Consider the following 22796-nt stretch of genomic DNA (forward strand, 5'->3'; position numbering starts at 1 on the left):
GAACACCGATCGCACTGCGTGGTCTCGTGGCTGCATGTGTCAGCGGCGATGTGCCGCCGGGTGTTCCCGATCCGCAGCGAGTCGAACCCCACCCAGATGCCAGCGTGTGTGCGGGTGGAAGAAGTTGCGGTAGGTCAGTCGGGTGTGGCCCGCCGGGGTCAGAGCTCCGCCGCCACGCAGCACCTGCTGGCCCGACATGAACTTTCCGTTGTACTCACCGATCGCACCGGGGGCGACGGTGAAGCCGGGATACGGCTCGTAGGCCGACGACGTCCACTCCCAACAGCCACCGAACAGTTGACGCAGCCCACCGGTCGGCGTGCCGGCCGACCGAGGATGAAACGTCGACGTCGACGACTCGTCGAGCGCACCGTCACCGTGGACCGCTCGGTCGGGTCGCACGTCAACGTGTGACGAGCCACCGTGGAACGAGTCGCCATGCTCAGCAAGGTGTCGGGCGGCGGCGCACTCCCACTCGAATTCGGTCGGCAGGCGCGCTCCTGCCCACGACGCGTAGGCGTCGGCCTCGTAGTGCGAGACGTGACCGACCGGTTCGTGCGGATCGACCGTGCGGAGCCCGGTGAGCGTATGAATCCACCACGTCGACGGATCGTCGGGATGACGACGCCAATACAGCGGCGCACTCCATCCCTCGCTCTGAGCTCGGTACCAGCCATCGGATTTCCAGAACTCGGGGCGCTGATAGCCGCCGTCGTCGATGAACGCCTGCCACTCGCCGGTCGTGACGAGCCGATCGGCGAGCGCGAAGTCGTAGAGCCGGACCTCGTGACGCGGACCCTCGTTGTCGAACGTGAATCCCGATCCCGGGTCGCGTCCGATCTCCATGATGCCGCCGGTGAACTCGATGAACGCGGCCGGCCCCGGATCCGCTGCCGCCGGTACGTCGACGTCGTGGTACGCCGGGCCGACAGCCGGATTCATCGAGAGCACGTGCTTGATGTCGATGAGCAACAACTCCTGGTGCTGCTCTTCGTGGTGGGTTCCCAACTCGATCGTGTCGAGCAGCGTTGCATCGAGCGGTCGGCCCTTCAGCGAGTCGAACAGCGCCTCGATCTCCGCGTCGACGCTGGCGCGGTACGCCGCGATCTCCGACAACGACGGGCGGGTCACCAGCCCACGATTCGGGCGTGGATGCCGAGCGCCGACCGCTTCGTAGTAGCTGTTGTAGAGAAAGCGGTACTCCGGAAGATCCCAGGCCCGATCGGAGGATCCGTCGGCACCCAGGACGAACTCGGCGAAGAACCACGTGGTGTGCGCCCGATGCCACTTGGTCGGGCTGACGTCGTCCATCGATTGGACCATCTGGTCCTCCGGCGAGAGCGGAGCCGCAAGTCGCTCGGTCCGATCACGGACCTGGCGATATCGCTCGGCGAGAGCCCGGGATCGGCTCTCGACATCGACGCCGTTCGACTCTGTCGTCCGCGGCTCGGCCGTGGTCTGATCGGTGATGACCATGCCTCCATCCAACACGCTGGCGCGGTGTCATGTTCCTCAACAACAGATGAACACTCGTGACCAGGTGTGACGCACCGATCCTCGCCGCCACCCCTGCGATGAGAACACACGCGACCTGTCCGCAGCGATCCTCATCGCACTCGCCAGCGATGAGAATCCGCGCGACCTGCGCACGCCGATTCTCATGGCATGGGAGGTGCGGTCACGGATGGGGCGCGACGGTCCTGCGAGACTGGCGCCGATGAGCGTGCCGTCCGACCTGGAGATCGCGAGCGGAGCGAACCTCGTTCCGCTCACCGACATCGCTGCCGACGCGGGCATCCCGCTCGACTGCGTCGAGCCGTACGGTTCGGGTGCAGCGAAGATCGACCTCGCGGCGATCGAGCGGATGTCCGATCGGCCGAAGGCGAAGTACGTGGTGGTCTCGGCGATCACGCCGACGCCGTTCGGTGAAGGCAAGACCACCGTCGCGGTCGGGCTCGGGATGGCGTTCCGCCACATCGGCAAGCGCGGCGTGCTCGCGCTGCGTCAGCCGTCGATGGGCCCGACCTTCGGGATCAAGGGCGGTGCTGCAGGTGGCGGGTACAGCCAGGTCGTGCCGATGGAGTTGCTCAACCTGCACCTCACCGGAGACATGCACGCGGTCACGGCTGCGCACAACATGTGCTCGGCGGCGCTCGACGCACACCTCTTCCACGGCAACGAACTCGGGCTGAACACCCACGACATCACCTGGCGGCGCGTCCTCGACGTCAACGACCGATCGCTTCGCAACGCCGTGATCGGCCTCGGCGGCCGTCTCGACGGCGTCCCGCGCGAGAGCGGCTTCGACATCACCGCCGCGTCGGAGGTGATGGCCACCCTCGCGTTGTGCACGTCGCTGCAGGACCTGCGAACTCGACTCGGCCGCATCGTCGTCGGATACCGGACGTCGGGCACCCCGGTCACGGCGGAGGATCTGCAAGTCGCCGGCGCGATGACCGTGATCCTGCGCGAAGCGATCAAGCCGAACCTCATGCAGACGATCGAGAACACACCGGCACTGATCCACACCGGTCCGTTCGGCAACATCGCCACCGGCAACTCGTCGATCGTCGCCGACCAGATCGGTGTCCACATGGGCGACTACCTCGTGACCGAGGCCGGTTTCGGCGCCGACATGGGTGCCGAGCGGTTCTTCAACATCAAGTGCCGGGCGTCGGGCCTCACCCCCGACGCAGCCGTGCTCGTCGCCACGGTCCGCGGGCTCAAGTCACACAGCGGCAAGCACCACATCGTCGCCGGACGGCCACTTCCCGAAGCGATGCTGCAATCCAACCCCGACGAGGTGCACGCCGGCGGCGCCAACCTCCGCAAGCAACTCGACAACATGCGGATCCACGGCTGCACCCCGGTGGTCGCGATCAACGTGTTCCCCGACGATCACCCCGACGACATCGCGGCGATCGCGGAGATCGCCGAGGAGTTCGGCGCCCGCGCCGCGGTTTCGACGCATTTCACCGACGGCGGCGCCGGCGCCGCCGAACTCGCACGAGCGGTTGCCGATGCAGCTGACGAGCCCAGCGAGTTCCGGCTGCTCTACCCGGACGAGATGTCACTGCGCGACAAGATCACGACCGTCGCGCAGCGGGTCTACGGCGCGGACGGAGCGACGTTCTCACCAGCCGCCAACAAGCAGATCGACACCTACGAGGCGAACGGTTTCGGGCAGCTCCCGGTCTGCATCGCCAAGTCACACCTCTCCCTCTCCCACGACCCGGCCCTGAAGGGCGCTCCGACCGGCTGGACCTTGCCGGTGCGCGAGGTCAGGGCCTCGGTCGGGGCCGGCTTCGTGTATCCGATCTGCGGCGACATGCGCACGATGCCGGGCCTGGGCACGGCACCCGCGCTGCAGTCGATCGACATCGACAACGACGGCAACATCGTCGGCCTGAGCTGATACTGCCCCGAAGTCCGCGCAAGGATCGGGGCCAGCCGGTCACCGACCGCTGCGGGTCCCCTCATCGGATGAAGGATCGCGGTTCGGATGGTGAGGGTCGCGTCCGGTGACGTTCGGACGGCCCGAGAACACCTTCGATGATCGTGGAGTCGGCCGACGGACGATGGCGATGGCCATCGTGGTCGCGCGAGCCGGGAAGGGAAGGAACTCACCCTGGCGCTCGACAGGCATCGCCTCTTTCACCAGCACTCGCCACAGCGTGTACAGCACGACGGTGGAAAAGGCGACGACGAGCACCCCGAAGAACCACTTCGCACCGAACTGCGACATGATCGGCGCGGTGATCAACGGCCCGGCGAGCGCACCTGATCCGTTGATGCGGATGAGGGTGCCCGAGGCGCCGACGATCTTGCCCTCCGGCGTCCAGTCGAGCGTGAAGGAGATGATCAGCGAGTAGAGGGGATACAGCGTTCCCCCGACGCCGACCATCAGCAACGGAGCGAACGGGCTCTGAGCGGGGAGCACGAGTAGAGCACAGCAGATCGCCGCGGCGGCGGAGGCGACGCCGAGGATGACGAGTCGACGAGACACCCGATCGGACAGTCGGCCGATCGGCCACTGGAACAGCAGCGCACCGATCGACGGGGCGATGAGGAACAGCGCGGTTCGCTGGACCGAGAGCCCGATCGCAGTGGCGTACACCGCGCCGAGCCCGAGCACGACGCCCGCCCCGACACCGCTCATGAACGACGCGATCACGCCGGTCGGGACGAAACCGAACAGCGATCGGATCGAGATCGGATCGGGGAGCTCGACGACCGGCGCCTTGGTAGTGGCGACCAGGACGACCGGCACCAGCGACATCGAGACCAGCACCGAGGACACGACGAACAATCGGAAGCTGTTCGGGTCGGCGAGGGCGATGAGGTACTGACCGACGCCCAGGCTGCCCATCGACACGATCATGTAGACGGCGAGGGTGCGACCGCGATTCGACACGTCGGACATCTCCGTGAGCCACGACTCGATCACGATGTACAACCCCGCCATGCAGAACCCGAAGACGAATCGCATCAGCGCCCACGAGATCGGCTCGACGGCGATCGAATGGACGAGCACCGCGCTCGACGCTGTCGAGGCCAATCCGGCGAACACTCGAATGTGCCCGACCGACGGGATCATGCGCACCACGAGGCTGGGAGCGAGCAGGAACCCCGCGAAGTATCCGGCCATGATCACTCCGGTGACGATGACGTCGAAGCCCTCGTTCCCGGATCGCACCCCGATGACGGCGCCGTTGAGTCCGTTGCCGACCATCAGCAGACCGAGGCCGAGGAACAACGCCCACATACTGCCGATCGACGAACGCGGGGTATCGATGCCTGACTCGGCCTGCGGTTCTGCGGCAGACGGGGGCGGTGCATCGAGCGACTTCAGAGGCCCGCGACCCTACCGTTGCTCCGGCAGCGACATCCTGACGCGCACTTGACTCACCTCGCGGGCGAGACGGGCCGATACCCCATCGTGACGAGCCTCGCACTCGCTCCATCCACGCTCACTCGTCCGCTCGCCACGCGGTTTCTCCAGCGCGCCACCTTCGGTGCGCGTCCCGGCGATGTCGACACGCTGATCGATGTCGGCATCGACGCCTGGATCGACCAACAGATGGCGATGCCTGTCGGCGAGACCCATCACCAGCGTCGAGTCGGCGGGACGCGTTTCGCGTCGTCGATCTGGCAGAGCTACCTGTCGGGTCCCGACCAACTCCGCTCGCGAGTCGCCTACGCCCTCTCGCAGATCTTCGTCGTGTCCGACGTCGAACTCAGCGACCGGGATGTGGCCGTCTTCGCCGACGTTCTCGATGCCCACTGCTTCGGCGACTATCGCACGCTCCTCGAAGCAATCAGCCGGTCGGCGGCCATGGGGCGGTACCTCACCTACGACCGCAACCGTCGCGCCGATGAGCGCCGTGGCACCGTGCCCGACGAGAACTACGCCCGAGAGATCCTCCAGTTGTTCTCGATCGGGTTGTGGGAACTCCACCCCGATGGGACCCGCCGCACGGATGGCCGCGGCGCCCCCATTCCGACCTACGACACCGACGACATCATCGGTCTCGCTCGCGTCTTCACCGGTTTCGACCCGCCGCGGATCGACGGCGACAACGAGCGCTACGCCCTCCCGATGATCTCCGATGGTCTGTTCGCCGAGCGCTACCACGAGCGAGAGGAGAAGCGCTTTCTCGGAACGACGATCCCCCGCAGCGACACCCGCACGCTCGACGAGAGTCTCCGGATCGCGCTCGACACGATCGCTGCCCACCCGAACGTCGGACCGTTCCTGGGCCGACAACTGATCCAGCGCCTCGTGACGTCCAATCCCTCACCCGCCTACGTCGGACGCATCGCCGGCGTCTGGGCGAACGACGGAGCCGGCCAGCGCGGCAACCTCGGCGCAGTCATCCGAGCGATCCTGACCGACGACGAGGCATGGCCGACGACACCGGGCGCCTCGTTCGGGAAGCTGCGCGAACCGACGCTTCGCTTCACGACGGTCGCCCGAGCCCTCGGCGCGACCACCACAGCGCTGCCATGGCCGATCGACTCGTTGAGCGATCAGCCGACCGAGCTGTCCCAGCAACCGTTCGAGTCGCCGTCGGTGTTCAACTTCTATCGGCCCGGCTATGTCCCGCCGCAATCGGTGCTCGGCGATGCGGGTCTCGTTTCGCCCGAGATGCAACTCGCCAACGAGACGACGGCGATCGGCTGGGTCAACTATCTCGCTCGATTCCTGCGGCGCCCGCCGGGTCGGATCTACCTGCGAGGCGAGCCCGGCGAGTACGCCGCTCAGGTCGCGCTCGACCTCGACGAGCTGATCGAGATGATCGCGTCGCGGACGGTCACGATCGCTCAGGCTCGAGCGCTCGTCGACGAACTCGCGGCTCGGCTCTGTCCGGCGGGGGTCTCGAGCGCCGTTCGCAACATCGCCGTCCGCGTCGTCGTCGACACGTTCGACGAGCGCTACACCGACGGAGCGACCGAGGAGCACCAGGTCCGCCGACGCAACGAGGTCGACCTCGACCGGGTCGCCGGCGCCGCGACGGTGATCGCTGCATCCACCGACTTCTTGTGGGAGCGCTGACATGGACCTTCGGCGCGTGAGCGAGACGAACCTCGGCACCGGCACGCACAGTCGACGCGAGTTCCTTCGGCGTGCCGGGCTCCTCGCAGGAGCCGGGTTCGCGGCGCCGTGGGCGATGGACCTGGCTGGCCTGGCTTCGGCTGCGCCATCCGCTGCGACGGACTACCGGGCGATCGTCTGCCTCTTCATGTACGGCGGCAACGATCACTACAACACGTTCATCCCCGACGACGACGAGGGCTACCGCGTCTACGCAGCGGCACGTGCCGGAATCGCCCGTCCCCGCTCGTCGATCCTGCCGATCAGCCCGGCACGCGGGTTCGACGGTGCTGGGACGTTCGGATTCGCACCCGAACTGCCGCAGCTGCGCGACATCTTCGACGGCGGTGATGCGGCGGTCGTCGCCAACCTGGGAACGCTGGTCCGCCCGATCGACAAGGCCGGCTACGCCGTAGCTTCGAATCGCCCGCCGCAACTCTTCTCGCACAACGATCAGCAGTCGTACTGGCAGTCGTCGTCACCGGAAGGCGCGACCACGGGGTGGGGTGGCCGCATCGCCGATCTGATCCTCGACGGAGCGTCGACATCGTCGACGTTCACGTGCATCTCGGTCGCCGGCAACGCAGTGATGATGACCGGACGCGATGCCATTCAGTACCAGGTGTCGACCAACGGGGTGACCCGTCTGCGCGACAACACGTTCCGACACGACGCTGCCCTCGCCGGTATCCGCGACGTGATGGAGTTGCAGCAGCCCGGCCTGTTCCCGTCGTCGTACTCCACGGTCTCGAAGCGAGCCCTCGACGCTGCCGACGGGCTCGGCGACGCGATCGCTGCCGCGGAAGATCGCTACGACGTCGACAGCGCGTTCGACACCGCCACCGACAACATCGACCTCAATCGGATCAACGCGCAATTGCGAATGGTCGCCAAACTGATCGCGGCCGGTCGAGACACCCTCGGCATCAAGCGCCAGGTGTTCTTCGTCGCGATGGGCGGGTTCGACAACCACAACGGCCTCACCACCCGTCACCCGCTGCTCCTGGCCGGACTCGACGGCGGCGTGGCGAGCTTCTACCGAGCGACACAGCTGCTCGGCGCCGCAGATTCGGTCACCACGTTCACCGCATCGGACTTCGGGCGCACGCTCGTCAGCAACGGCGACGGCTCCGACCACGGTTGGGGTGGCCACCACCTGGTCGTCGGCGGCTCGGTCAGAGGTCGGCGCGTGTTCGGATCGGTCCCGACGATCGCCGACGATGGTCCCGATGACGTCGGCCGCGGGCGACTGCTGCCGACTACCTCGGTCGACCAGTACGCGGCGACCCTGGCGTCGTGGATGGGTGCGGGCACGAGCGAACTGCGCGCGGTCGTGCCGAACATCACCAACTACGCCGTCACCGACCTCGGCTTTCTCGGCGAGCCAGGGGCCCGGGTGACCGACGGCATCGGCAACGGCGGCAACGGCGGCCTTCGACGAGCGACGCGCATCGCCGGGTCGTAGTGCTCGGTCGGCTGCTCATCCGTCGGCTCCGACGCTGCGTCGGGCGACTCGATCACGAACGTCCGCGCAGTTTGTCGATCTGCCGGCGATCGCGTTTCGTGGGCCGCCCCGCTCCGCGATCGCGTTGCCCGAAGGCGACACCGTCGTCGAGCGATTCGGGCGGCGGAGGAGAGTGATCGACGAAGCATTCGATGGCCACGCTCGCGCCCACCCGCTTCACGATGACCCGCTGCACCTCGACGATGCGAGTTCGCTGGCCGAGGCGAGCCTCGACGCGGTCGCCGACCTTGACCGCCGTGGCGGGCTTGGCAGCCTTGCCGTTGACCTCCACGTGTCCGCCTCGACACGCTGCCGCGGCATCGCTGCGCGTCTTGGTGAGCCGAATCGCCCACAACCACTGATCGATGCGTGCTGTCTCGATGTACCCCAGTGTGCCAGTCCCGGCCACCGAACGGTGCGTACTTTTTCAAGCAGTCTCTTGCATTCCATGCAATGCCTGCTATAGTACGCAACATGAGCACGATTCAAGAGACCATCACAACCCAGGTGCAGATTGCCACCACGGCGGTCAACACCGCCAACGCCCGCCTGCTCGACACGCTCGTCGAGGCGAACCGCACCGCCGTCGACTTCGCGGTCAAGACCGCCGAGCGCCTCCCCCGCGTCGAACTTCCGGCGCAGCTTCCGTTCTCGCTGACGGTGCCGACGGCGACCGAGACCGGTGAGCGCTACCTCGACTTCGTCGAGCGGGCCGTCTCGGTCAACCGCGACTTCGGCGACCGCGTCGCCAAGATGCTGCCGGCCGACATTGCTCCGAAGGCTGCCGAGAAGCGCAGCACGAAGACCACCGCCAAGAAGTGACCCGACCGACGGCGGGGCGACAGAGTGGGTCTGACCCACTCTGTCGCCCGCCGTCGTCGCGTATCCTGGCGACCATGGCGTCCTCGACCGACCAACCTGGCTCTCGTGCCGGCGCCTTCGGGGAGTTCATCCGGAGCCAACGCAAGCTCGCCGAGATGAGCCAGCGTGAGCTCGCCAAACTCGCCGATCTCTCCGACGCCTACCTCAGCCAACTCGAGCGAGGCCTGCACGAACCATCGGTGCGAGTGCTCAACGGACTCTCCGAAGCGCTCAACGTGCCGACCGAACGCCTGATGCGGTTCCTCGGTCGAGACCAGCAACCACCTCCCGACGCGGTCACCACCGAATCGGCGATCCTTCTCGACGACGCGTTGACCGACGTCCAGAAGCAGTCGCTCCTCGACGTCTACCGATCCTTCATCGCCGCCAACAACCTCTGACCTCCCCATCGACCACGCAGCGTGGCGTGAGGGGGGTCAGGTGATGGCGGCGGTGACGTCGATCGTGAGGTCGGTGGGCGTGCTGGTCACGACGCACAGGTCGCCATCGGGGTCGAGTCCGGCGATCAGATCGTTGCCGCCGTTGACGCCTGCTTCGACGTTGAGGCTCGAGGCGTTCGGTACCGCGGCACCGCACGGGTAGACCGTGACGAAGCCCCTCGCCTGTGGTCGCACCGCAGTGATGTTGATCGACACCGCGGTGGCGTCGACGGGAACGCCGGCGCGTCCCGCGATTCGCACCACGATCTCCTCGCCCGACGCGACGCGGCCGGTCGCCTCGGCGACGCCGTCGATCGTCGTGCCCGTCGCTCGGGTATCGAGGAGCCGAGCCGGTGCGAGCGCCGTGAGCTCGCTGCCAGGCGGGAGGGCGCCGACGATGTCGATCGTGATGTGCGTCTCGGTCGATGCGAGGAGGCACAGCTTGCCGTCGTCGTCGAGTCGAGTCACGATCTCGTTGCCGCGCGTGACCCCGGCGACGACGTTGAGACTCGAGGTGGTGGGGACCTCGATCAGACATGGATGCACGGTGACGAAACCCGTGCCGGACGGCCTGACCGCGGTGACGTTCACGACGACCGCCTCGGTGCCACTCGCCACGCCGAAGCGACCGACGACCGGCACCTCGATCTGCTCCATCGCACCGACAGCAGCGTCGGGACGGGTGTCGAGCAGTCGAGCCGGACCGATCGGCTCCAGGACGCTCACCGCCGGGAGATAGCCCACGGCATCGACGACGAGATCCATCCCCGTGCTGGCGAACACGCACAACGTTCCTTCGCCCGACAGCGTGGCCACGACCTCGTTACCGAGATTGACCCCGGCGGTCACGTTGAGCGTCGATGTCACCGGTCGTGGCGTGCGACACGGATGCACGGTGACGAAACCGTTGCTCTGCGGACCGACCGCCGTCACGTTCACGATGACGCCGACGGCATCAGCCGGGATGCCGGATCGTCCGGCGATCGCGACCTCGATCTGGGAATCCCCCGTCAGGCGACCCTCACCCTGTTCCTCGCCGTCGATCGTCACGCCATTCGCCCTCGTATCGACGAGCCGCGTTGGCACGATCGAGTCGAACGCCTCGCCGAGAGACACCGGCGGTGGTGTCGTCGGTGGCGGCGTCGACGGGGTACTCGTCGGTGGTGTCGTGGGCGGGGTGCTGGTCGAGGTGGGTGGGGTGCTGGTCGAGGGCGTCATCGCAGCAGAGCCCTGGACGCGAGTCGACGCCTCGGCCGCAAAGCTCCCACCTGCATACGTGAGGGTGGTGTTCATCGACACCCTGACCTCGGCGTCGGTGATCAGCACTCGGTAGACATCCCAGTACCCCCCAGCAGCTCCGGTTGCATCGCTGGCGAGTCGGAATCGGACCCTGACGCTGTCGCCCGCGAACGGCGAGAGGTCGATGTCGGTCCCGATCAACAACGAACTGGCCTCGCTCCCGCTGTACGCCGGGCGGCCCGCGATCGGACTTCCCTGATCGGAAGCGACCATGCGGTTGTACGCGTTGCGTGTCATCTGCGGTCCGAGATCGACCCAGGGGCCGTCGTCGACCGAGATCTCGATGACCCCGCCATCGGCGCCGAGTTGGTTGGTGAACCGGTCCAGGTCGAAGGAGTGCTGCACCGTCAACACCGTGCGATCTCCCGGAACGATCGGCCCGCTCATCTCCAGGTACTGATCGCTGACCGCAGCGGTCACCGAGGCGCTCGCGACCTGGAACCCGTCGTCGAACGTGAAGATCCCCCAATCAGCGTCCACACCGAGCGCATCATCACGCCGTGGCACCCAATTGCCGAGAGTCCCCGGGAAGACGTCGTCGAGCAGCCGTCGGCCGAACGTGGCGGTCGAGGCCGTCACCTCGAACCCGCAGACTCGCGACGTGCCCGCAGACAGGGTGCCGAGCGAGAACTGGATCGCACCGCCGGACTCCACGCCGATCCCTCCCCCGTCGCAGGTCGCGGAATCCGAGACGTAGGTCGTGTCGGCCGGGATCGGCGCCACGATGACGGCGTCGGAGACGTCCGAGCCCGTGTCGTTGCGAGCAGTGAGTTCGTACACGATCACGTCGCCGGGCCCGACCTCGTCCGGCGCGGCGACCGCCAGCGTGATGTCACACGACGCGGGCACCGAGAAGTCCTCGACGCCGTCCGTACGACTGTTCGACGAGCCCTGTGAGGCGCCGACGCCGAGTCCACGCTTGGCGAAGGCTTCCCAGATCAGGCACGTGTTGGCACCGGCGTTGTTGATCGCGTCGGCCTGCAGGATCGCGTTGCGGCTGTCGACGAAGCCGGGCCGACACGGTTGCAGCTTCAGCCCGTCGACGATGAGCTGCGTCGCGACGTTGTTGCCCCCCGAGCCGCGAGCCAGATCGGGATCGAAGCCGTACCGATCGATCAGGAGCCACGTCATCTCCCAGAGCATCTGCGCCCACACGGCGCCGAGTCGGTGCGGTGACGATCCGGTGCCCACAATCGTGTCGTAGGTCCAGGTGTTGGTCAACATGTCGGTGGCATAGCGCTGGTCGCGAATGCCGAGTCCATCAATCGGGTCGCCGAGCACATATGTACCGATCCCTCGCACCCGGTCGGCCGCGTCGTCACCCTGCATCGTCATCAGCAGGGCGATGATGTCGCTCCAGCCCTCGCCTTGCTGCTCGTCGTTCGACAGACACTCGTCGTAGGCCGGACCGCCCGTGAGGCGCGTCGACAAGCCGTGCGCGTATTCGTGAGCGACGACCCCGGCATCGAAACTGCTGGCCCGTTCCGGATCGGTTTCGTCGAAGGCGTACATCTGCATCCGGGGCACGCGACCATCGGGCGGCGTGGCGAAATTCGCGTTGTTCCGAGTGCCCTCGTTGTAGCCATCGAGGGCCTGCGCTTCGACCGGGTCACCACCGAGCCCACCGCGCCCGTAGTTGTTCATCTGGAAATTGCCAGCTGCTTCGTCGAAGCCGTAGGCGTACAGGAAGTCGTGGGTGACGTTGTTCCAGTAGAAGAGGTTGACGACGGCCGCATCCTGGTACGGCTTCTGCAGCGGAGTGAGCACTGGATCGAACGGAGTAACGAAATCGAGGCTCGCCCCACCATCGACGCGGCTGCCCACGTCGATCACGTTGTCGTTGTCGAGGTCGGTGCCGGCGTCGACGTTGTTGCCGACGGTCAGCGTCGACTCCGGGCCGGACACGCCGTCGGTGTCGTGCCACCCGAACGGCGACGCGATGTCGTCAGCGGGTTCGGTGACGAGCGTCTGCGGTCCGTGGATCGGCGACTCGACCGGGCTCGCGAACACGAGATAGGACGAATCGTCGTCGACGAACCCGGGCGGCGCCGCCAGCGGCGCAGCGCCCGGCCGCGCCACCCGCTCGCCGAGCGCGACGTGGGCGTCCTGCGATTCCGCGACACCGTCGACCGCGACACCGTCGATTGCCACATCATCGACGCGGAGATCGTCGGATGTCGCCGTGGGCGTGCCGGTGCGGTCGTTGTGATGGGCGAACAGGCTGAAGCGGCTGAGTTCGTCGCCGGTCTCGGCGTCGATGCGGATCCGCCACCACTCGCCGATCGACGCGGCGTCGAAGGTCAGCTCCCATGCGAGACGCAGCTCGTCGGTGCGTTCGTAGACCAGTCGAGCCGGGATCGGCGCCGCCGACACGCCGCCGCCTGACAGCGTGCTCGATCGGTCGGTTCCGGATGGGCCGGACAGCACGCTGAACGGGGCAGCGGGGGTCCACCCGAGTGCTTCGGCAGCGAGCGCCGCTGCACCCAGCACGCCGATCGCCGGTGTCGAGTCGGCCGACTCGATCAACTGCTCGGCCTCCGCCGCCCCGTCCACACCACCGGTGCGGGTGGTGGCTGCGGATCCGACGACGACCTCGGATTCGGCAGCCGCGACCACGTCACCGTCGGAGCTGACGGCGACGTTGACGATCGCGCCGATCACGTCGATGCCGTCGACCTGCTGCTGGAGGTAGAGCGTCGTCGCGCCGTTGTGGCTCGACGGCACCACCGAGCTCAGCCGGAAGTCGCCAGGCGGAGGGGGCGAGGCGGGACGAGCGTTGCGCGCAGCGGGGCCCGCTCGTCGACCGAGGTCGGGGCCGAGCACATCGTCCGCACCGGCCGCGTCGACGTCGAACGCGGGCGGCGCCGCGAGACCGATGTCGGACGGGTCGCCGGCGGGGACGTCGTCGGTGACCACCGAGCCGCGCTCGACCACGATGCCGCCAGCGTCGCGGGGTGCGGCCATCAGCTCGCGATCGACGAAGCCTCGAGCGATCCCGATCGCGGTCTGCGCGTCGATCGGCGCGACCCCTCCGGGAACGGAGAGGGGAGCGGAGAGCACACGCCCCTGGGAACCCGTGGTGGACTCCGCGAAGACGACACCGGTCGCCGACCACACCATGGCCGCTGCGAACAGCAACGAGCCTCCCCGTTTCACCGCTCGATGCATCGCCCTGCCATCCCGTTTCGGCACGCTCCAGGTGCGGCCTCCCGAGTCGAGACTGTACTCACTTCGTGATCAGGATCGCCTCGAATTCGATGCTCCGATCCCGCCGGGTCAGACGGTCTGGAGTTCGGCGGCCTTGGCCTGCGCGGCGGCACGCTTGGACGCGTAGCGCTGCGCGACTCGTTCGCTCTGGGCCATGCGCTTCATCAGCCGCTCCTGCGCCTCGGCTCCCTCGCCGGTGAGGCCACCGATGTTGCCGGCGTCCCACTGGCGGAGCACGACCGGAGCGAGGATCTGCTCGTGGTGGATCTGCAGGTCGTAGATCCCGGCCTGCGCGATCAACGCGGCGTGGTGATCGAAGTCGGGGATCCCGGTGCCGGGCATCGCGAACGATCGAACCTGCTTCTCCATCGCGATCATCATCGAGTTCGGATCGGCCTCGACCGCTGCGGTGGCGAGGTCGCGGTAGAAGAGCTGATGCAGGTTCTCGTCGCTCGCGACGCGCTTCATCACGTCGTAGCCGACCGGATCGCCCATCTGGAGGCCGGTGTTGCGATGCGAGATCCGAGTTGCGAGTTCCTGCAGCGCGAGGTACACGAAACCCTCCTGGATCGATGCCGGGGCCGGGGTCTCACCGCGTGACACCTGCGCCATTCGCCCCCGCTCGAGGTGGACGAGGTCGACTGCCTGCGTCGCTGCGAGATAGCCGTACAGCACCATCGAGTGGCGTCCTTCCTCGGCGGTCCAGCGGCGCACCCATTCGCCCCAGGGGCCTTCCTTGCCGAACATCGCCTCGACCGTGCGGAAGTAGTACGGCAGGTTGTCTTCGGTGAGCAGGTTGACGTACAGGGCGGAGCGCACCGACGGCGACAACGCGTGGCCGTCGAGTTCGGCGTCGGACTCCGACCAGACGTGGCCTGGCTCGATGTCGCGCCCGCGCGAGTGCGGGATGTGTTCGTGCGGAAACCACTCCTTCGAGGCGGCGATGTGGCGCTCGAGGAGGGTTTCGATGACCGGGGTCAATTCGGCGATGAGCTGCTCGTCGTTCACGAGGGTCAGCCTACCGTCCAGTAGGTAGGGCGTCGAGGCGCGCCGTCACCTTTTGCCGAAAAGTGGCCGCACTCAGGAGCTCGACGGGTCGGAGCGGAAGCCGACGACGTCGACGGTGAGGTCGGTCACCCGGTTGGTGAACACGCAGAACTCGCCGTCGGCGTTGAGGTCGATGACCAACTCGTTGCCGACGATCTCGCCCGGCGCGAAGTTCAGCGACGCCGCCAACGGCATGGTCCCCGTGCAGTCCCACACCGTGATGAAGCCACGCGCCTCGGGGCGGATCGCCGTGATGTTGGCGATCACACCGCTGGCATCGGCGGGAACTCCGGCGCGACCCGCTGCCTCGACGCGCAGCACCTCACGGGCGTCGAGCCGACCCAGCGCCTGTTGTGCGCCGTCGATCGAGACGTTGGGCGCCGACCGGGTCTCGACCAGGCGAGCGGGAGCTACCGGCTGGTAGATCAACTCGTCGGTCAACTCCCCGACGACGTCGACGACCAACTGGGTCGCGCCGAACGTGTAGAGGCACAGTCGGCCGTTCTCGTCGAGTTGCGCCACGATCTCGTTGCCGCGGTTGATTCCCTCGGCGAAGTTGAGCGAGGCAGCCGTCGGCTCCGTCGGCAGGCACGGGTGCACCGTGACGTAGCCGACTCGGGTCGGCTTCACCGTCGTGACGTTGATGACGACGGCCCGAGCGTTGGCCGAGATGCCGCCGCGACCGGCGACGTCGAGCGTCAGTTGGCTGTCGGACGGGCGCTGGCCCGTCTGCTGAAAGAGACCGTCGATCGTCACACCATTGTCGCGGGTGTCGAGCAAACGAGCCGGAGCGACCGGCCGGTACAGCGACTCGGCGGGCACGTAGCCGACGACGTCGACGACGAGATCAGTGCTCGTCCTGTTGAACAGACAGATCTCGCCGTCCGCGTTCAGTTCGGCGACGATCTCGTTGCCGGCCTCCGCGTCGAGGCGGAAGTTGAGCGACGAGGCCAGCGGCGGGTTGACCAGGCACGGATGTGCCGTGACGAAGCCGACACCGTCGGGCGCGACGGCGGTGATGTTGATGATGACCGCCTTCGCGTCGGCGGGCACCCCGGCGCGACCGACGATGGGCAACGTGAGCTGCGCCCCGTCGGCGCGACGTCCGATCCCTTCGAACTGGCCGTCGATCGTCCGGAACGTCGGGCCGGCCCGCGTCTCGAGCACACGAGCAGGCGGCAGGCTGACGACGAACGGCGACTGCTGGCGCTCGACCGCGCCCATGTCGACGCGACCGCCGACGATGCGATCGAAACCGCGTTGGTCGGGTGCGGTCGACGCTTCCGCCGGGTCGCCTGCGTCGACAGCGGGCGACGCCGGTGACGGCAGCATGGTGAGCGTCGGACCACCGTTGTCGGCGAGCGCAGCGAGTTGCGGCTCGTCGGTGGCGACGTTGCCCGTGCCGCCCGCAGGCGTACCGACGGGAACGAGTGAGTAGTTGACCGACGGTGCCGGCCCGGTGCTACCGGGAGCGGTGAGCGGCATCGAGTTGTCGGTCAGGATCGACCCGGTCGCCAGCATCTGTCCAGTGGCGCCGCTTCGGTGGAACACTCCGACGCTCGCCCCGACCGGAGCGTTCCCGGTAACGGTCGACCGATCGGCGAAGGCGTACGCACCATCGACGTCGAACAGCGCCTGCGACACCGTGTTCTCCGTCAGCGTCGAGTCGTTGAAGCCGATGCCCCCGCTGGACGCTCCGTTCGCTTCGGCCCGAGCGAGCACGATGCTGTCGTTGCCCGTGACCGTCGAGCGATTGATGGCCACGGCCGCGCCTCCGGATCCGATCGTCGCGCTCGAGCCACCGATGTTGTCGCGGATCACCGACTCGGTGATCGTGAGGGTGTTGGTCGACGGCGAGGACGCTCCCACGGCGTCGGCGAGCACGCCGAAGTTGCCCGAGATCGTCGAGTTCGAGACCACGAAGTCACCCTGCGCGTCGAGGAAGTTGAAGCCACCGGCGTAGGTCGCGGCTTCGTTGTCGCTGATCGTGGCGCGAGTCATCGACCCGGACGAATCGACCTCCGAGTCGCTGATCACGATGCCGCCGATCGCGGTCGGAGAATCGACGCCGTTGCCCGACGCGGTCACGTCGCTCAGTTCGAGGTCGCCGCTGGTGGAGATCGAGATGCCGCCGTCGACGTTGAAGGACGCGTCGACCTCACCGAGTTCCGCTTGGTCCATGTCGACCGCCAGCATCCCGATGCGATTGCCGGTGAGTTCCATGTCGTTGCCCGTGACGTCGCCGATCCGTGCCATGATCAACCCGGCGGCGTCGGCGCCGATCGCGCCCGACACGGTGATCTCGGAGAGGTCGACGCTGCCCAGATCGGCGAGCGCCACCGAACCGGCGATGACTCCGACGCGAGGCAGCGCGCTGCTCACCCGGTTCATCACCACGTCGGTCGAGTCGTCGACTCGGACCGCTTCGAGGGCGGTCTCGCTCACCTCGACGTCGGCCATGTCGGCGGTGACCGCCTGGCCGATCTCGACCCCACGATCATCAGCTCGGCCGACGGTGACATCGGTGAGGTCGACGTCGTCGATACCACCGGTCGACACCGCCGGGTTCGAGCCGATCGTGTCGATCACGACCAGCGTGCCGAACGTGGCGGCGTCGCCGACCTGCAGACCACCGTCGGTCACCGCGATGCCGCCCGTGCCCGAGATGACGCTGTCGGCGATGGCGACCATGTCGCCGTTCTCGACCTCGATCGCCAGGCCCGGCACGGTGCTGATCTGCGAGCCCGAGATCGACACGGTGCTCGCTGTGGCCGGCTCTGCGTCGATCGTGACGCCGGCGGCCACGCCGCCGATCGTCGCGGCGCTGACCGTCACCGTGTCGACGTCGTAGGTCTCGATGCCCGCGCCCTCGGCGTCGGAGATCGTCACCCCGCTCACGTTCAGCGAGTCGTCGACGGCCGACATCGCGTCGCGCATGACGATGCCCTTGTCGACGTCGGAGATCGCCACATCGGTCACCGAGACCGCTCCGGCGTCTTGCGCTTCGACCCCGGAGGCTCGAATCGGAGGAGCACCGGAGCGGACCGGGCCGTCGATCGTGACACCCGAGAGCGTGAGATCGGCACCGTTGCCGACGGCGAGGCCCGGGCCGTCGGTGCTGGTCAGGGTGAGCAGCTCCTGGCCGGGTCCCTCGACGACGAGGTCCTCGGTGATCTCCGGTACCTCCAGCGTGTCGATCGACGTGACGCCGTCGGCGAAGGTGATCGTGTCGAGATCCGCGGTCAGGTTGGCCGCGAACACGGCATCGGCCAACGACAACTCGCCGTCGGGTCCATCCGGGTCGACCGGCGTCCCGTCGAGCGTGGCGCTGTCGGTGGTCACCACGAACGACGCTGCTGCCACCGGCTGCGCCCCGAACAGAACAACACCGGCTCCGACCGCGAGCGCCAGGGCCGTGCCGATGTGAGCGCTTGAACGCTGCTGACGAGTGGTGTGCATCACGTCTCCTGAGTTGTCGGTCAACGGTTTGACCACTGATGCAAACCGTAGACGCGATGAGGCACCCGGGTTCCGCAGTTTCTGCCATTCCCTCGATGGTGGATGCGGGAGAGTCGAGCGAGTCGACGGACCTCGCCGGTGGCGGGATCAGCCTCCGAACACGGCCGGATCGAGTCCGCACTCGTCGACGGCCGCCACGAGTGCCTGGCCGGCTGGTTCGATGAATTCGTCGGACAGGCCGTCGAGGTCGACGAGGCTGCCATCGACCACGATCACGTCAGCACCCAATGCGTCGACGAGCAGTTCGGCGGTACAGCGAGCGGTGGCATCGTCGAGACCGAACTCGCCGGCGACCTCGTCGGTCATCAGGTCGACCGCGACCGCGACCGAAGGCACATCGTCAGCGGTGTCGACTGCCGCGCCATCAGCGGTGTCGTCCGTGATGTCGGCGACAGGCGGGGCCGCCGGGTCGTCGAGCATCGGCAGGATCACTGCGTCCATCGAACCGGGTTCACCGGTGAGGAACACGTGAAGTCGCTCGCCGGGGCCGGCATCGACCTCGAAGGGCCCGCCGACCGGATCGCCGCTGCAGTCCCGATCGGGCTGATCGTGCAGCGTGATGGTCGTCGCTGCGCCGACGTCGAATGCCGGCGTCTGGTTGCCGCCGATCAGGATGCCCTCGACATTCACCGGCTCGAGGCAGCCCTCGGCGGCATCGGTCGCCAGGCGCACGCCGAAGTCGATGCCGGTCGCTGCCACTGCGGTCACCACGGCGAGCCCGGTGGTCGGGTCGGCGGGGACCATTGCGTTGGCTGCGACCATCGTGTCCGGCGTGGGCAACTCCCAGAGATCGAACGCACGGGGGCTGTCGAATTCGTCGTCGTAGAGCACGACGGTGTGGAACGGGCCCTCGGTCTGAAAGGCCGTGGTCTCGGAGATGAAGTGATCGCATCCCACCACGCACGTCGGGTCGCCAGCGCCGGCCAGCGTCACGAGGAACACGCCGTCGGCTGGCGGTGCCGCCACGTTGCTCACCTCGCCGGGAGCAAGATCTTCCTGGATCGAGAACGCCTCGACGAAGCCGCTCGTCCGGACGTAGACGTCGACAGGCTCGTCGAGCAGGTTCACTGCACGAAACTCGACCGGACCCGGCTCGTAGCCGCTGCTGGCGTCATCGCTGCTGGCGTCATCGCTGCCGGTGTCGTCGGCGCTGGGGGACGGGGCGTCGGTGACGGCCGGCGGGGAGGTGTCGGCCGAGGTCCCCGGCGTCGCGTCCGACGAGTCGTCGGACCCTCCCCCTCACGCGGCGAGGAGCAACCCCGTCACGGTGACCACGACGGCTCCACGAGATCGACGATGCTGCATTGCGATTCCCTCCCGGACCACATCGGCACGAACGGTTCCTGCTCGATGGCGATCCGACACCGAAACTAGGCAACGCGAGTGCGGCGGAGTCGAGAATCGCCGATCGGTGAACGCGCATCGAGCGCACGGATCAGGCAGCACGGATCAGGCAGCACGGATCAGGCAGCACGGATCAGGCAGCACGAATCAGGCGGCACGGATCAGGCGGCACGGATCAAAGGTGCCGCCGTGCTGCGTCGAGGACGTCGTGTGGGGATCGATCGAGCACGGCGGCCGCCGCGACGACGTCGTCCCACTCCACGCTCGTGGTGGCGACCTCACCGTCGAGCATCGAGCGCTTCACCCGGATCGGTTGGCCGTCGACCTCGATCGTGGCCGACGACCGCTCGAGAGCGTGGCGCTCCACTGCATGCTCGCGCACGCCGATCGTCGAGGTCTGCACGAACACCGCTCGACGTACATCGTCGAGACGAGCCCGATCCGTCAGTGCGCTGAACGTGTGCGCCGGGCGGCCCTTCTTCATCACGATCGGCACGACCCAAGCGTCGAGAGCACCCGCTGCGAGCACTGCGTCGATCGCCACCGGCCACACGCGCGGATCCATGTCGTCGACGTTCGCGTCGAGTTGCACCAACTCGCGAACCTCCGTCGTCTCGCCGTCACGTCGCTCGGCGAGTTCGCGACCGACGACGATGCGCACGGCGTTGGCCACCTCATCGGCATCCTTCGATCCGGCACCGATGCCGACGCGGTCGATCGTCATCGGCGGCATCGGGCCCCATGTCGACACGAACTCGGCGAGCAGCGCCGCCCCGGTCGGGGTGGTCGCCTCGAACCGGGCAGGGCCAGCCTGCACCGGCACCCGCGGCAACAGATGGAGGACGGCTGGCGCTGGCACGGGGATCGGACCGTGCGCGCCCCGTGTCGTGCCGCTGCCGAGGCTCAACGTCGAGCAGCAGATCGCGGACACCCCGACGACCGAGCGCAGATGGTCGACGCCAGCGCACACCCCGACCACGTCGGCGATCGAATCGAGCGCCCCGACCTCGTGGAAGTGAACGTCGGCGAGCGAGGTCCGATGCACCGCAGCCTCCGCGTGCGCCAGTCGCCGAAACACCGCGATCGCCATCGAACGCACCGGGTCGTCGAGCACCTCGAACAGCCGCTCGATGTCGTCGAGGTGACGCATCGTCCGCGTCACCGGCACGTCGACGTGCACCCGCAGCGCACCGAGGCTCGCACGGGTGACCGGTTCGACGCGCAGCACGATGCCGAGGTCGAGCCGATCGATCGGAGCCTGCACCACCTCGAGCGGCACGCCGGCATCGACGAGCGCGCCGAGCAGCATGTCGCCGCTGGCACCCGCCATCCCGTCGAGCCAGACGATCATTCGCTACGCGGACTCCGCCCGAACAGCGACAGCATCCGCACCACTGCGCACGCCGCGCCGAAGCCGTTGTCGATGTTGACGACGGCCACGCCCTGCGCACAGCTTGCGAGGGCACTGTGCAGCGCGGCGTTTCCGCCCGTTGCGACGCCGTAGCCGACCGACGTCGGCACGCCGATGATCGGCGCCCCGACGTGGCCGCCGAGCACCGACACGAGGGCTGCATCCATCCCGGCGACGGCGATCACGATGTCGGCGGCGCGGATCTCGTCGAGACGCGCATCCAACCGCCAGATACCGGCCACGCCGACATCGACGATCAACTGGGCTTCGACACCGCTGAACTCCAGCGTCCGGACCGCCTCGACGGCCACCGATGCGTCGGACGTACCGGCGGCGACGACTGCGACGCGACCGGGACGCGGTGGTTGCACCCCGTTGAGGAACGCGGTGGCCGACAGTTCGTCGACGTCGAGACGCGACCTGATGGCAGGGTCGAGCGCGGCGAGCTGTTCGGGTAGCACTCTCGTCAGCAGCCGGGGTTCGGTGACCGTGTCCGCGAGTTCGGTGACGATCGCCACGAACTGGTCGACCGACTTCGTCCCGCACAGGACCGCTTCGGGCATGCCGATGCGCTCGTGTCGCAGGTGGTCGTGCTGGTGCATCAGGTCGCCTCGCTTCGCAGTGTGGTGTCGGATCCGATGAACGCTCGGCCAGGCTCGTAGTCACGCTCGTCGAGACGAACGTCGGTGATCGTCGGCTCGATCGCCGACATGGTGGCAGCGACCCGGGCGATGACGGCATCGTCGATCATCGCACGATCAGCGGGACCCACCTCGATGAGCACCGAACGATCACGAACTCGGCAGCGGACGACCTCGACGCCGGTGACCGCGCGGACCAGAGCTTCTCCGGCCTCGATCGCCCGAAGCCGCGACGCCGTCACACGGGTGCCGGTGTACAGGCGACTGGCGAGACACGGCGACGCCGGGAGGTCGGCATCGGCGACGCCGAGCTCGCGAGCCATCGCCCGGATCTCGGCCTTGGTGATCCCGGCCTCGACATACGGATGACGCACGGCTCGCTCGGCGGCGGCGGTCAGGCCCGGTCGATACTCGCCGAGGTCGTCGACGTTCGCGCCGCTCAGCAGCGCAACGTCGGAACCGGCGCTGGCACCGGCGGCGTCGCGCAGCTCGGCGATCGCGTCGTACAGATTGCTCTTGCAGTAGTAACAGCGATCGGTCGGGTTGCTGAGATACCGCTCGTCGTCGAACTCGCGGGAACGGACGATCCGCAGCTCCCACCCCGCGCGCTCCGCGTAGTCGACCACCCGCGCCGTGCCCTCACCGGGCACCGCCGGGGTCACGGTGTGGGCGACGATGGTCGCGGTGGGATCGCTGCGATGGGCAACGGTGGCGAGTACCAGCGAATCGATGCCACCCGAGCACGCCACGATCCGGGAAGGGATGGAGCGGAGCACCTCGTCGAGGCGGTCGAGTGCCGCGGCAGCATCGGGTCGGCGGCCGATCGACACGTTCACGGGCACCAGTGTGACGGACGGAGCCACCGGTTCCTCAACCGACCAGCGGAGTCACGACGCGCAGCGCACCACCCGGTGGTCGGTCGCGTCGA

General features: G+C 67.7%; 15 protein-coding genes. 5 read left to right on the forward strand and 10 right to left on the reverse strand.

Annotated features, from left to right (window positions below; genetic code table 11):
* Window positions 1-39: 39 nt before the first annotated feature.
* Window positions 40-1476, reverse strand: coding sequence for an ergothioneine biosynthesis protein EgtB (gene egtB / locus ACE37B_RS09275; protein ID WP_409923042.1), 1437 nt, complete (start codon window positions 1474-1476; stop codon window positions 40-42).
* A gap of 241 nt (window positions 1477-1717) precedes the next feature.
* Between egtB and ACE37B_RS09280 the strand changes: the two genes are divergently transcribed.
* Window positions 1718-3415 carry a formate--tetrahydrofolate ligase gene (locus ACE37B_RS09280; protein ID WP_409923043.1) on the forward strand — a complete coding sequence of 566 codons (1698 nt, stop codon included), beginning with the start codon at window positions 1718-1720 and terminating at the stop codon, window positions 3413-3415.
* Window positions 3416-3454: 39 nt separating this feature from the next.
* On the opposite strand, the gene ACE37B_RS09285 is transcribed toward ACE37B_RS09280, so the two are convergent.
* On the reverse strand, window positions 3455-4765 hold the full coding sequence (locus tag ACE37B_RS09285) for an MFS transporter (protein WP_409923044.1): 1311 nt from the start codon (window positions 4763-4765) through the stop codon (window positions 3455-3457).
* A 174-nt stretch (window positions 4766-4939) separates the two neighbouring features.
* On the opposite strand from ACE37B_RS09285, the gene ACE37B_RS09290 reads away from it, so the two are divergent.
* Window positions 4940-6556 (forward strand): DUF1800 family protein, encoded by a 1617-nt coding sequence (locus ACE37B_RS09290; protein ID WP_409923045.1) that lies wholly within the window; start codon window positions 4940-4942, stop codon window positions 6554-6556.
* Window positions 6557-6572: 16 nt separating this feature from the next.
* Entirely contained in the window at window positions 6573-8060 is a 1488-nt protein-coding gene (locus tag ACE37B_RS09295) for a DUF1501 domain-containing protein (RefSeq protein ID WP_409923046.1), read from the forward strand.
* Between the two features lie 52 nt (window positions 8061-8112).
* Here ACE37B_RS09295 and ACE37B_RS09300 read toward each other — a convergent pair whose 3' ends face one another.
* On the reverse strand, window positions 8113-8508 hold the full coding sequence (locus ACE37B_RS09300; protein WP_409923047.1) for an RNA-binding S4 domain-containing protein: 396 nt from the start codon (window positions 8506-8508) through the stop codon (window positions 8113-8115).
* A gap of 65 nt (window positions 8509-8573) precedes the next feature.
* Here ACE37B_RS09300 and ACE37B_RS09305 point away from each other — a divergent pair, with 65 nt between their 5' ends.
* On the forward strand, window positions 8574-8921 hold the full coding sequence (locus ACE37B_RS09305; protein ID WP_409923048.1) for a hypothetical protein: 348 nt from the start codon (window positions 8574-8576) through the stop codon (window positions 8919-8921).
* A gap of 74 nt (window positions 8922-8995) precedes the next feature.
* Window positions 8996-9361 (forward strand): helix-turn-helix domain-containing protein, encoded by a 366-nt coding sequence (locus ACE37B_RS09310; RefSeq protein WP_409923049.1) that lies wholly within the window; start codon window positions 8996-8998, stop codon window positions 9359-9361.
* Window positions 9362-9397: 36 nt separating this feature from the next.
* Here ACE37B_RS09310 and ACE37B_RS09315 read toward each other — a convergent pair whose 3' ends face one another.
* The 7 genes from ACE37B_RS09315 to ACE37B_RS09345 form a co-directional block, all read right to left on the reverse strand.
* Window positions 9398-13855: a M36 family metallopeptidase gene (locus tag ACE37B_RS09315; protein ID WP_409923050.1), complete on the reverse strand. Its 4458-nt coding sequence runs from the start codon at window positions 13853-13855 to the stop codon at window positions 9398-9400.
* A 120-nt stretch (window positions 13856-13975) separates the two neighbouring features.
* Window positions 13976-14914, reverse strand: coding sequence for an acyl-ACP desaturase (locus ACE37B_RS09320; RefSeq protein ID WP_409923051.1), 939 nt, complete (start codon window positions 14912-14914; stop codon window positions 13976-13978).
* 72 nt (window positions 14915-14986) lie between these two features.
* Window positions 14987-18448, reverse strand: a complete 3462-nt coding sequence (locus ACE37B_RS09325) for a choice-of-anchor Q domain-containing protein (RefSeq protein ID WP_409923052.1) — start codon at window positions 18446-18448, stop codon at window positions 14987-14989.
* A gap of 111 nt (window positions 18449-18559) precedes the next feature.
* Window positions 18560-19540: a hypothetical protein gene (locus ACE37B_RS09330; RefSeq protein ID WP_409923053.1), complete on the reverse strand. Its 981-nt coding sequence runs from the start codon at window positions 19538-19540 to the stop codon at window positions 18560-18562.
* 451 nt (window positions 19541-19991) lie between these two features.
* Entirely contained in the window at window positions 19992-21167 is a 1176-nt protein-coding gene (larC, locus tag ACE37B_RS09335) for a nickel pincer cofactor biosynthesis protein LarC (RefSeq protein ID WP_409923054.1), read from the reverse strand.
* A complete protein-coding gene (larB, locus tag ACE37B_RS09340; protein WP_409923055.1) occupies window positions 21164-21829 on the reverse strand; it encodes a nickel pincer cofactor biosynthesis protein LarB in 666 nt (221 codons plus the stop codon). The genes larC and larB overlap by 4 nt, the downstream gene beginning before the upstream one ends.
* On the reverse strand, window positions 21829-22704 hold the full coding sequence (locus tag ACE37B_RS09345) for an ATPase (protein WP_409923056.1): 876 nt from the start codon (window positions 22702-22704) through the stop codon (window positions 21829-21831). The genes larB and ACE37B_RS09345 overlap by 1 nt, the downstream gene beginning before the upstream one ends.
* Window positions 22705-22796 lie beyond the last annotated feature (92 nt).

The organism is Ilumatobacter sp. (assembly GCF_046290335.1).
In the GTDB taxonomy this organism is placed as follows: domain Bacteria; phylum Actinomycetota; class Acidimicrobiia; order Acidimicrobiales; family Ilumatobacteraceae; genus Ilumatobacter_A.